Source organism: Streptomyces sp. NPDC037301 (assembly GCF_055602785.1).
Genome location: NZ_JBVJWD010000068.1, coordinates 17970 through 28740, shown reverse-complemented (window position 1 = coordinate 28740; position 10771 = coordinate 17970). Strand labels below are relative to the sequence as shown.

9 protein-coding genes and 7 pseudogenes are annotated in these 10771 nt (G+C 67.1%); 6 read left to right on the top strand and 10 right to left on the bottom strand.

Translation table 11 applies throughout. The features are described 5' to 3' along the window. Positions 1 to 868: 868 nt before the first annotated feature. Positions 869 to 1135: pseudogene (locus ACZ7IB_RS44305) on the bottom strand (carboxymuconolactone decarboxylase family protein); the annotation flags it as partial. A gap of 192 nt (positions 1136 to 1327) precedes the next feature. After that, positions 1328 to 1840 (bottom strand): hypothetical protein, encoded by a 513-nt coding sequence (locus tag ACZ7IB_RS44300; RefSeq protein ID WP_470920690.1) that lies wholly within the window; start codon positions 1838 to 1840, stop codon positions 1328 to 1330. 60 nt (positions 1841 to 1900) lie between these two features. Here ACZ7IB_RS44300 and ACZ7IB_RS44295 point away from each other — a divergent pair, with 60 nt between their 5' ends. Next, positions 1901 to 2128: an HAD family hydrolase gene (locus tag ACZ7IB_RS44295; protein ID WP_470920688.1), complete on the top strand. Its 228-nt coding sequence runs from the start codon at positions 1901 to 1903 to the stop codon at positions 2126 to 2128. A 3-nt stretch (positions 2129 to 2131) separates the two neighbouring features. Beyond that, the gene (locus tag ACZ7IB_RS44290; RefSeq protein ID WP_470920692.1) at positions 2132 to 2296 is read left to right on the top strand and encodes an HAD hydrolase-like protein; all 165 of its coding nucleotides are present in this window, start codon (positions 2132 to 2134) and stop codon (positions 2294 to 2296) included. Positions 2297 to 2401: 105 nt separating this feature from the next. On the opposite strand, the pseudogene istB reads toward ACZ7IB_RS44290, so the two are convergent. Together istB and ACZ7IB_RS44280 are read right to left on the bottom strand one after the other, a co-directional pair. Next, a pseudogene (gene istB, locus ACZ7IB_RS44285) lies at positions 2402 to 3201 on the bottom strand (IS21-like element helper ATPase IstB). Between the two features lie 7 nt (positions 3202 to 3208). Continuing rightward, positions 3209 to 3541, bottom strand: a pseudogene (locus ACZ7IB_RS44280) (Tn3 family transposase); the annotation flags it as partial. A 1184-nt stretch (positions 3542 to 4725) separates the two neighbouring features. On the opposite strand from ACZ7IB_RS44280, the gene ACZ7IB_RS44275 reads away from it, so the two are divergent. Beyond that, positions 4726 to 4917: a hypothetical protein gene (locus ACZ7IB_RS44275; RefSeq protein WP_470920693.1), complete on the top strand. Its 192-nt coding sequence runs from the start codon at positions 4726 to 4728 to the stop codon at positions 4915 to 4917. A 119-nt stretch (positions 4918 to 5036) separates the two neighbouring features. Here the strand turns inward: ACZ7IB_RS44275 and ACZ7IB_RS44270 are convergent. Then, positions 5037 to 5465: pseudogene (locus ACZ7IB_RS44270) on the bottom strand (DUF4158 domain-containing protein); the annotation flags it as partial. 130 nt (positions 5466 to 5595) lie between these two features. On the opposite strand from ACZ7IB_RS44270, the pseudogene ACZ7IB_RS44265 reads away from it, so the two are divergent. Then, a pseudogene (locus tag ACZ7IB_RS44265) lies at positions 5596 to 5775 on the top strand (IS5/IS1182 family transposase); the annotation flags it as partial. Between the two features lie 211 nt (positions 5776 to 5986). Next, a pseudogene (locus ACZ7IB_RS44260) lies at positions 5987 to 6564 on the top strand (DUF1062 domain-containing protein). A gap of 107 nt (positions 6565 to 6671) precedes the next feature. Here the strand turns inward: ACZ7IB_RS44260 and ACZ7IB_RS44255 are convergent. The 5 genes and pseudogenes from ACZ7IB_RS44255 to ACZ7IB_RS44235 all read right to left on the bottom strand — a co-directional run bounded on the left by ACZ7IB_RS44255 (position 6672) and on the right by ACZ7IB_RS44235 (position 8688). Continuing rightward, positions 6672 to 7106 carry a DUF6300 family protein gene (locus ACZ7IB_RS44255; RefSeq protein WP_470920686.1) on the bottom strand — a complete coding sequence of 145 codons (435 nt, stop codon included), beginning with the start codon at positions 7104 to 7106 and terminating at the stop codon, positions 6672 to 6674. After that, positions 7103 to 7225, bottom strand: a complete 123-nt coding sequence (locus ACZ7IB_RS44250) for a hypothetical protein (protein ID WP_470920684.1) — start codon at positions 7223 to 7225, stop codon at positions 7103 to 7105. Before ACZ7IB_RS44250 ends, ACZ7IB_RS44255 begins: the two co-directional genes overlap by 4 nt. A 70-nt stretch (positions 7226 to 7295) precedes the next feature. Further along, positions 7296 to 8138, bottom strand: coding sequence for a helix-hairpin-helix domain-containing protein (locus ACZ7IB_RS44245; RefSeq protein WP_470920683.1), 843 nt, complete (start codon positions 8136 to 8138; stop codon positions 7296 to 7298). Between the two features lie 86 nt (positions 8139 to 8224). Further along, positions 8225 to 8503 (bottom strand): annotated as a pseudogene (locus ACZ7IB_RS44240) (hypothetical protein); the annotation flags it as partial. After that, a complete protein-coding gene (locus tag ACZ7IB_RS44235; RefSeq protein WP_470920682.1) occupies positions 8500 to 8688 on the bottom strand; it encodes a hypothetical protein in 189 nt (62 codons plus the stop codon). The pseudogene ACZ7IB_RS44240 and the gene ACZ7IB_RS44235, both read right to left, overlap by 4 nt. A 223-nt stretch (positions 8689 to 8911) precedes the next feature. Between ACZ7IB_RS44235 and ACZ7IB_RS44230 the strand changes: the two genes are divergently transcribed. Then, a complete protein-coding gene (locus ACZ7IB_RS44230) occupies positions 8912 to 10456 on the top strand; it encodes a hypothetical protein (protein ID WP_470920680.1) in 1545 nt (514 codons plus the stop codon). Positions 10457 to 10771 lie beyond the last annotated feature (315 nt).

The window sequence follows — 10771 nt, the reverse complement described above, 5'->3', positions numbered from 1 at the left end:
CTCCGTGGTCGGAGTGGAACACGGCGCCGTCCAGGCGGCCACGGGTCGAGGCTGCCATCCGCAGTGCGTCGGCGACCAGGTCGGTGCGCATGTGGTCGGCGATGGAGCTTGAAATCGGTCAACGGCTCCTGGAACCACGGCGGTTACGCTCCAATCCCCGTGTCATCAAACGCAAGATGTCCAACTGGGCCCTCAAACGCACCGAACACAACAACCAGCCCCGGCCGGACACCCCAGTCGTCACCCTCGTCGGACCCACCAAACCAGCCCCAACCTCCCGGAAAAAGACCTAAATCACCGGTATTGCCGCTAGGGGTCAATTTCAGGAAACTTCTCCCCAGGGCTCACTCGCCCGACAACCGTCACTCAGCGTTCATGCTCCACGGAAAGTGAGCCAGAACCCGAGAAGTGACGGCAGCGCTGTGTCGCCCTGACGGGCGGGGCGATCGACGTCCGTGACGGGACTCTGCCGCCCGAGTGCAGTTGCTCATGACCTGGACGCGGGTGCGAAGATGCGTTCGTGGTGACAGATGCCGAGTGGGCTCGGATTCGGAGGGGGCTGCGCTTCGGGCAGGTTCTCGAGGGCGCCGTCGTGAAGGTTCCTCGTCCCGGTGCAATCGGGATCTTCGTGGACATCGGCCCGAGCGTCGGAGGCTTCGTCGATGTCCTGTTGCTTCCGGAACAGAGCGATGACTGGCCGGCGGAAGGCACGGTTGCAGATTTCGAGATCTGGTGGGCCGACAGCCGTCAGCAGATCCGACTGAAGCCGTCCGACTCTCGGGATCTACGGAACGACTTCACAGACTTCGTGGGGTGTTTCCGTCCCAATTGGTCATCCGAGGCAGGTCAGCCCGTTCGGGATCCCGGGCCCCCGTAAGGCGGCGATCCGGCTGCCCTGCTCCACCAACTCCAGCGCGGCACGTTCGGCGTCGGTGAAGACCGTGGCCTCCCGCCAGGCCGCCACCAGGTTGAGGCGCTGAGCGGTCTCGCTCGCGTGGGTGGCGTCCTTGGTGTGCATGTCGGTGCAGAAGCCGCAGCCGTTGATCTGGCTTGCGCAGATCTTCACCAGTTCCTGTGTCGCGTGCGGCAGCGTCGAGTCAACGACCACCTTGTTGGCCGAATTGATGTGCTTCATGACCTTGGCCCCAAGGGTGACATTGTCTGAACACACTGTGTCAGCCCGATCGCGGAGGCGTTGGCGCTGTTGGGGTTACGGACTGGTACGAGGCTGGGGCGAGGTCGCCCCCGCGTGGCTGCCTGACGGCACATCGGCACATCGACACATCGACACATCACGAGGACGGTCATCGTGAGGGAGGCGGTACGCTCAGCGGCGACGGCCCGGGTAGGCCGGGTCGTCGGTGATCCTTACTTTCTGGGGCGCGTTCCGAGGGAAGGTCCAGATCCGGCCGGAGGTGCTGCCCGCGGTCACCGCGGTGTTGTCCAGGGTGACTTCGTGGAACGGATTGGACCAGTTGGAGACGGCGAGCCATTCCAGGGTGCTCTCGTCGTCGTCCCGGGTCAGCGCGACCCAGCCGATGGATCCGTGATGGGCGGACTCTCCCGCCCAGGCGCGGCTTCCCTCGTGGGTGTGCGTGGCGAGCGCGGAGTCGACCTCCACCCAGCTGTCGGTACTCCATTCGGTGGCGCACAGGGCCTCGGTCCAGTGCCAGCTCTCGGCCTGCGGATCGTCGAGCCGGTCGGGCGGCTGCACACGCAGCAGATCCATCACGGTGAGAGAGCCGTCGGCGAACACGATGAAGTCCCCGTCGGGCGCCTCCCGGTCGCGCCATCGCCGGCGCACCTGCTGGGCCATGGCTGTCGTGGCCGAATCGTTCATGCGCGGCATTGTGTCACGGGGCATCGCGCGAGTGGCTTCGTTCACCTTCAGCAGCAGCGTTTGTCCGGCACTTTGGGCAGCAGATGCAAGGCCCAGGCCGACGGCTGGACCTGTGTGATCGTCACCAACGGCCGCACCGTCCAGCAGCAAGTGGAGATCCGCAACACCGGGCTCGACGAACTCGTCCAGGGCTGGGTGATCTCCGAGACCGTCGGTCACAAGGAGCCCGAACCGGAAATCTTCCATGCTGCAGCAGCAACCGTCAGCATTCCTCTGCTTGGTGCGTGAGTCATCAGCGATTCACCGCATGCCGACATCGCCGGCGCCGGAGCACTCGGGCTTGGAAGCCTATGGGTGACGGCCGGCCGGCCCTGGTCCCAGGACTCCTACCAGCCAACCCACATCGCCAAAGACGTCGCCTCCGCGATCGGCCACGCCATGCGGAAACAGGGATAAGCCACCGCCACCCGTCGCACCCCGAGGCCGGCCAGAATGACGTCCGTGCTGGGACGGCTTGCCGCCCGTGAGGGCGGCAAGCCGTTGTGACTGAACCCGCAGGTGTCAGCTGGCCGCGGCGGGCTCTTCGGCTCGGGCCCTGGTGCTGGCGAGGCGATAGGAGTCCGTGCCGGTCTCGATGATCGTGCCGTTGAAGGTCAGGCGGTCGACGATGGCCGCACAGAGGCGAGGATCCGTGAACGTCTTGGTCCAGCCCCAAAAGACTCGTTGGACGCGATGGCGACGCTGTTCTTCTCCTCGCGCTCGGTCAGCACCTGGAACAGCAGTTCAGCGCCGTGGCGGTCCAGTTCCATGTAGCCGAGCTCATCAATGCAGAGAAGGTCGACACGGCCGTAGCGGGCGATGGTCTTGTTCAACTGCTTCTCGTCGGCGGCCTCGACCAGCTCGTTCACCAGCTTCGTGGCGAGCGTGTAGCGGACGCGGTAGCCCTTCATGGCCGCTTCGGTGCCCAGGGCGATGAGCATGTGGGACTTGCCGGTGCCGGAGTCGCCGATCAGGCAGAGAGGCTGGCTCTTCTTGATCCACTCGCAGCTGGCGAGGGTGTGGATGGTCGCTGCGTCGATGTTCGGGTTGGCGTCGAAGTCGAAGGCCCGCAGGGACTTCTCCCGCGGGAAGCCCGCTGCTTTGATCCGCCGTTCCGAACGGCGGCGGGCCCGGTCGTCACACTCGGCCATCAGCAGTTCTGCGAGAAAGCCGCGATAGGTCATCTGGTCCTTGACCGCCCGGTCTGCGATGTCGTTGAACTCGTGCCGGATCGACGGCAGCCGCAGGAGGCGGCAGGCGGTGTCGATCGCGGCGTCGGCGGCCTGCTCGGTCAAGCCTCGCTGGCGGGGCAGGGTGGTCACTGTGCTTGTAGGTGTCCATGTGAGTGCCGTCGGCGGCCACCGCGGTGCCGTCACCCCACGCCTGGGAAATGTCCAGGCGGGCATGCGCGTTGACCAGGTCGGCGATCGCCTCGTTCAGCAGCACGATCGAGAAGTGCCGGTTCGCCGTGTACGACAGCTCGTGCCCGCTCACCCCGGGGATGTGCCGGGCGGCCTCGTACGGGCCCATATTCGTGCCCTTCACGAAGGTCGTGATGACGTAGCGGCCAAACGGGTCATCCAGCTTCGGCTCGTTGCCCGACGCCGGGCCGAAGCGCTGCCACCAATCCACCCAGTACGCGGTCCGGGCCACGATCCCCATCAACGAGCGCTCCGGCATCCTGGCCTTGATCTCCTGCTCCCGGCGCTTCGCCGAGGGCCGCTGCCCCTCCGAACGGTGCGGCTTCAGCGACGGGATACCGGTCTCGGGGTCGATCACCAGACCCTCGTTGTCCGGGTACCCGGCATCCGCCGCCGCGGCGGCGTCGCGCAGTTTGTCCTCCAGCTGCCGTCGGAAGACCTTCGCATCGAACGCGACGGTCTCGCCCTCCTCGCACAGGCCGACCTCGACCAGGTAGGAGCCCAGCTTCTCCTTCACGACCTCCCAGTCCAGCAGCTGCTTGGACCAGTCCGCGTACTCCTCCGAGCCGACCACCGCGACGTCGCTGGTGCGCAGTTCCTCAGCGAGCGCGGTGAAGATCATCGCCTCGAAGTGCTTGCGCACGAACTGCCCCGAGCGGGTCTTGTCGACCACGGCCTTGCGCCAGTTCTGCGTGGGGAAGGAGATGTCCACATCCCGGCCCTCCTCGTCGAAGGCCGGGATGTACTCGCCGCGGGCGTTCTGGTGCCGCTGGGCGTGCGCGAGCGCGTCCAGCACCCGCCGGTCTTCGGACGTTTCGGTGAACTCCAGCTTCGCAGCCAGGTCGAACATGACCGCGCGGTCCCGGCCGATCTGCCCGTACAGCAGCACCTCCCAGAAGTTGCCATGGTGGGCGGATACCTTCTCGATCTGCTCGTACTGCTTGTCGAACCCGCCGAAGCCCTCCACCGCCTTGGTAACCTGGCCCAGGCCCCCGGCCTGCACCACCAGGGCCTTGGCCATCGCGAGGACCGCCGGGGAGACCTTGCCGTCCAGCTGCTGGGCGACCTCGTCCACCGGCGCCTCGTCGCAGGCCCTCCAGCGCCTGACGGACCTCGGCGGTCATGGACGCAGCCTTCTGTAGCGCCTCCTGGGTGGGGCCGTCGGCGTCGATGTTCTTGAGCACGGTGCGGTAGTTCCCGATCGGGGCCTCAACGTTCTCCCGCTCGGCAAGCCGGATCTCCTCCAACTCCTCCTTGGCCTTCTTGATCTTCGTGGCCACCCGCTTGCAGAACATCGTCGCCAGGTCGTCGCAGACCCGCATCCTCGCCTTGTGTGTTAGACACGCGATCAGCGCGACCTGCTTGATGGGCGCGTAGTCCTGCAGCTCCGAGGCGTCCGCCGCGTCCGCCTCCACGGCGAAGTCGGTGATCTTCCCCGTGGCCACCGACTCCATCCACATCGACGTGTCGCCGAGCTCGTCCACCCACTCCAGGCGCTTGGCCAGGTTCTTGAAGTGCGACCAGGTCGGCCCCTTGGCGGGCTTCTTCAACCGGTTGAACAGCGTCGTGCCGTCGCTGTCGCGCTCCTCCAGTAACCGGGGCAACCCGGCCCACTGAATGGGGCTCATCCGGTCGTGGATGCCCTCACGGATCGACGCGTTCACTTCAGTGCGGATCTTCGAGGCCATCTTGTCGAAGGTCGAGAACCCCGGCAGCTCCAGCCCGGCCTCCACGACCTTCTCCAGCGCGATGTTGATCAGATCCGCCGGCCGGTTCTTCGCCGCGGCCTCCTTGCGAATCGACCGCTCGGCGATCCTCCGGGCCTCGCCCTCGTCGTATTCCACGTCGCCCTTCTTGCGGACCAGGGCCCGGTGGTGCTTGGCGGTCCTCTCCGCCCGGTACACCGGCAGCGTGCCCTCCGGCAGCTCCACCTGCCGCTGGACGAACTCCACCACCTGCGCCGGAACCTCCTCCAGCGCGGGGAAACAGCCCATGCGCTGGTACGACTTCAGCATCAGCAGCAAGGCCAGCAGATGCTCATCACCATCCGTGGCATCGGCCGCCCACTGAAGCTCGTCGCGAGTCGGTGAGAAGAACAGATACAGCTCGTGCGCGGTGATCAGCCGCTTGAACCGCGGATACGCGGTCCGCTCGATCGAGGTCACAATCCCGCCCCGTGCCCAGACGACAACATCACAACCAACGACACTGAGCCGAACGGGTGACGGGACAGGGGGCTCTCAGGGCTTCAAGATCAACTCATTGCCCCTTTGACCCGTATCTCGGCCAGACCCCAGCAGGGGAGGCCGGCCCACCAGCTTCGACAAGACGATCTACGAGCGGAGGAACGAAGTTGAGCGGACGATCAACGCCCTCAAGAACATCCGGGCCGTCGCGACGAGGTTCGACAAGCGGGCCTACGTCTTCCACGGCACCGTCACCGTCGCCGCGATCTGGCTCTGGCTTCGTCCGTGATCCGCCGGACAGAACCTGGCGGTGAGGCGCTCGAAAACCGGTGGAACAGCGCCGCTGCGCGCCATTACCGTGCTGCCGAACCAAGTCGCCTAGCCAAGGACACGCCGTTGTACACCCTGTGAGACCTCCCGAGCGCTGAATCGTCGCGCGTCGCGCATATGCGCCGCGCTCCTTTTTGCTGCGGACTTCTCACTGAAACCGGTGTACTTCTGTGCTCGAAAACTGGGTGGTCATGCCCACCTGCCTGCCGCTCGTTCCCCGCCGTTGCCACGCGTGCGCGTCCGAGCACTTCCGGGCAAGCGGTAAATTTCGCGTCAACGCAAACCACAAGCTCATCGACGCCTGGCTCCTCGCGCTCTGTACCGCTTGCGGGGAAACTGCAAAGCTCACGGTCCTGGAGCGAATGAATGTGCGCTCCGTACGACCTGAGCTGCTGGACCGGCTGCATGACAACGACCCTGGCCTGACAGCTGAACTGCTCCAGGATCCGGTCGTAAGGCGCCGCGACGTGGGCGGCTCGGCTCGAACCGAGCGGCCGGCCTGGCAGTCGCCGTACGGTCCGCCGCCGCACCGGGCGCACCGCGGCCGGTGGGCGCCTGTGCCGGTGTTGGCCAGGTCTCGGTCCGCCTTGCGGCGCGGATACCTGTGCGGCCGGTGCGACTGATCGCTGAAGATTGCGGTCTTTCGCGGGCCGAGGTCGAGAGACTGATCACGGAAGGGAAACTCGTTTCGGCAGTCCGGCTGAGCGGCAAGCCCTCCGGCGACTTCACCTTCACGCTCAAGCGCTGAGCCCTCCTCGGGACCAGCGGCCTGTCCGGCAAGGTCCGCCGGACAGGCCCTACCCAACCCGCATGATCGTGCGCCGATGAGAGCCTTCTCGTCGGCACACCAGCTGTCTAGAGTTTCCCGTTACGCCAACGCTGGAATTCGTCGTCGAGCTGGTGCTGGTCGGCCTTGCGGTCACGCGCAACCGCTACCCAGGCAGTGACGAGGACGTGGAAGGCCTCGAGTTCGGAGGTAGCCAGCGCCTCGTGGAGCACGAAGAATGCCAGGCGCCTGTCCGAGGCCGGCTCCCCGCGATCACAGACCGGGCACAGCACCGCCTCCCGAATACTGTGCACCTCTTTGGCATGGCCTGCGTCAGCCAGCACCTTGTCGGCGGACGTGTCAGCTGACACAGGCTGCAGGTGCTGAGCGGGCTCCCCGGTGCAAGGGCGGCCATCATTCCAGGTATGCGGGAACCGGGCCAGAAGCAGCCCCGGTCCTCCGCACCGTGCGCAGTCCGGTGGATCGGCGAGCCGTAAAACGATTCCGCCGTCCTCATCTCTCACGCCACGCCCTGCCAGGCGTCAGGGCCAAAGGTGCCCTTGATGTCGGAGGCGATCGAGGTCGGGTCCACCAGGAAGCCCAGCTCGTACAGGACAGTCTTTGCGGGCGTCTGAACTCGCATCCGTACCGGGCTCTCGCCCTTGTGCGCGGCGAGGATGCGCTTCCGCTCGGAAACCGTCGGCTCGTTGATTTTATGAGCAGGGAACGACAGCGTGACCGGCGGCCGGCCGCCGCTCTCTGCTGAGGAGACGTCCAGCACCTGGCCTGTAGATACTGACCGCGCCGTCACGGTCGTTGAGGCGTCCCTGGACGGAGACGACGGTGTCGGCGATCAGAGCATGCTGGACCAGGTTGTAGGTGGCCGGGAAGAGAAGGATCTCCATCTCGCCGTCGCGGTCCGCGAGGTTGATGATCGCCCAGGCATTGCCCTGTTTGGTCATCCGGCGGTCCACGCTGGTGATGAGGCCGGAGAGCTGAACGGTGCCTTCCGTGCGGCCTGAGCCGAGGAGGTCGCTGATCGTGGTGTCCCGGTTGCGGGACAGGATGTGCTCGGTGCCGTCCAGCGGGTGCGCGGAGACGTACAGGCCGAGCATGTCGCGCTCTGCGGCCAGCAACTGCTTGCGGGGCCACTCGCTGTCGTCGATGGGGAAGTCCAGGCCGAAGGCCGGCTCGTCGCTGTCGCTGCCAAGGTCGCCGAACAGATCGTCCTGACCGATCGCGGCCTGCTTCTTCACCGGGATGATCGCGTCGATGGCGTCCTCGTGTACGGCAGACAGCCCCTTGCGGCTGTGCTGAAGCGAGTCGAAGGCGCCGGCCTTGATCAGTGACTCGACAGCCCGCTTGTTGAGGGCCCCGATGTCGGCCTTGTCGAGGAAGTCGGCGAAGGAGGCGTACTTCCCCTTGGACTTGCGGGAATCGACCAGGGAGTCGATGACGCCCTCGCCGACGTTACGCACTGAACGGAGCCCGAACCGCACGTCGTTCCCGATGGCGGTGAAGTTGGCGACGGACTCGTTGATGTCCGGCTGGAGCACCTGAACGCCCAGCTTCCGGGCGTCGGTCTGTGGAGCGGAATGCGGTCAGTGAGACGTGTCTTCGACAGAATGACGGCAGCCGCGTGGACACCGGTATTGCAGATCAGGCCCTCGACGCCCTTGGCGCCGTCGACGACCTTCTTGACGTCCGGCTCGTTCTCGTACAGCGCCCGGGTCTCGCCGCCCAGGCCGGCCCCGACGACGCGCTGTTCCTCGCCGTCGACGGCACAGCCGCGTCCCCGCGAACCGCACGTGTTCAATGCCAGTTCAGCGTCCCAGCACGGGCCAGAGCGTCCGTCACAGGGGCCTCCACCTAATGACACCGTCGCGGGTGACGCTGATGCTGTCGCTGCGATGCCAGTCATGGAGCATCTCGATCACGGCCTGCTCGTCTGGCAGGAGGTCGTACTCCCCCGGTCCGTTCCGCGTCTGCTGCCAGGTCCTTGTTCCAGTCGTCCATGTACTCGCGCAGTGTCCACGCGTGCCCATCCGGGTGGGCGGAGTCGACCACCCGGAACCGGTCCTCGCGCAGCAGCAGTTCCAGCTGCACACCACCCTCCCTCCCGCAAGGAGAACCCGCCGCCCAGCAGGGCCGATGTCAGCTCAGCCCCGATTCCATAGAGAGAACGGCGCTCGCCCCGGTCCCGGTGAGTAGGGCGAGTTACCAGTCAACGGGGCCGCCTGCCGCGTACGGTAGGCCCGGCTGACACGCCCCGCCCGTGATGACGGGAACGGTGCAGACGGCGGGGACATGGAACGAGAGGAACAGCAGGATGACGGAGGCCGCGGCGAGCGAACTGGACGAGCGTGTCCTGGGGCGCAGATGGACCGTACGCCTGGACCCTGCCGGGCGACGCAGTACAGCGGTGCGCATCTCATGCAGCCGCCCGTCCTGTGCGCAGCAGCGGCTGCCGTCCGCAGCCGCCGGCCGTGCGGCCGCAGTCGCCCACCTGAAGGCTCACCTGAAGGCTGCTGCGGCGCCTCGGGCCCAGGCGTACTGCGCATGCAGAGCGGAGAGCTGCCACACCCACATCCGTACCGCCGACCGGCAGATGCGTGCGCAGCCCTGGCGGTGCGGTGGGGCGGTCGTCCTGGCTGTGGTCACCGATCGGGAAGGCCGCTGGTGGCAGGTCATGGAGTGCTGTTCACGCTGCGCGGCCGCGACGCCCGGCGCGAAGGTCGTCGCCACCGCTCAGGCCCCCTCCGGCCCGGCGGCCGAAAACCCGGCTACCGCCGACCGCCCGTCGACCGCTCCTGCTGACGTTCCGCAGTTCTCCGACCGTCCCTCGCCCGCGGCCGGCCCGCGCCAGGTGCCGCCGCCCCGCTCAGCCCCCGTATGGCGCCGCCCTCCGCACGGGAAGATCGCACAACGGGTCATCCCGCACGATCTGCGGCCCGTCGTCCTGCGTGACGAGCTCGTCGAGCTCGGTGATCTGTTCCGTGCCTACCAGCAGCGCACCGAACCCGACCTGGTACTGCTCGCCGACCTGCACGAGCGCAAGGCGCGCGCCTTCATCACCTGGGCCGAGGTCACCGGCGACGTCAATCTGCGGCTGGAGGCACGGCGCGCCGAGCAGGCCGCCACCGCTGCCCGCTCCCAGCACCTGCAGCGCACCGGCCGCAGCGCGGACAGCCACGGGCCGGCCGTGGCCCGCCTGCTGACCGTGCCGACTCAGTGGGCACACGCGCGCTCTGTCCTCGCGCACGTGGCCGACCACAGCCCGCTGCCGGGCCCGGAGGCACGGCTGCTGGTGCTGATGCTGACCCTGCGCACCGCGCACACCGGCACCGGCAATGTCGTCGGGCAGGACGTCACCGCGCTGGGCCTGACCGACCCGGACGACCTGGTCGGGAAACTGACCGGCTGCGGCTGGCTGAGCATCCCCGGCACCACCGGTGACCTGCTCGCCTCCCGGCCGGAGAACCCCACCCCTGTCACCGTCCCGTCCCTCACGCCCCACGGGGACAGCCCGGGCCCGTTCACGTTCGGCAAGAAAATGCGCCCCAAGCTCAGCGGCTGGGCCCAGAAAGTCGTCTCGGACAAGAAGCTCCGCAAGGCCAAGGCCCCCGCGGCCGCCCGGCTGCTCGCCCTGACGCTGGCCACCCAGACCAGCACCGACGGACGACTCGGCCCCGGCGGTCAGGGCATCGCCCTGGACTCTCTCGACGCCTGGATCCCGGTAGATCCCGGAGAGCTGCAGCACCTAGCCGACCAGCTGACCGCAGCGGACTGGCTCACCCAAGCCACCCTCACCGACACCCACCTCACCGGGCAGCTGAGCGAACGCCTCCTCCCGCTCACCTGCCCCCTTCCCTAGCCAGACCAGTCCGGTGAGGCCAAGTACCGAACCCGTCCGGGTGAAGCCGTGACGATGTCGCCCGTCCTGAGACGCGACTCTGCTGCATGATGGCCGGGCATGGCCCGAGGCGGGCCACGTTCCGACCACCGCCCGATCCGGCGTACTGGAACGCAAGGAGCGTGGCATTGCACCGGCCTGCACCACCGAGACCACACACAGCAGCTCGTCAGTCTTCATTGGCGTGCCGGGATCGGGCCAAGGAATGTCGGGAAGGCACTGCCATGAGCCGCCACTCCTCGTGGGAGTCCCGCAAACTCCGCTACTGGGCCGAAT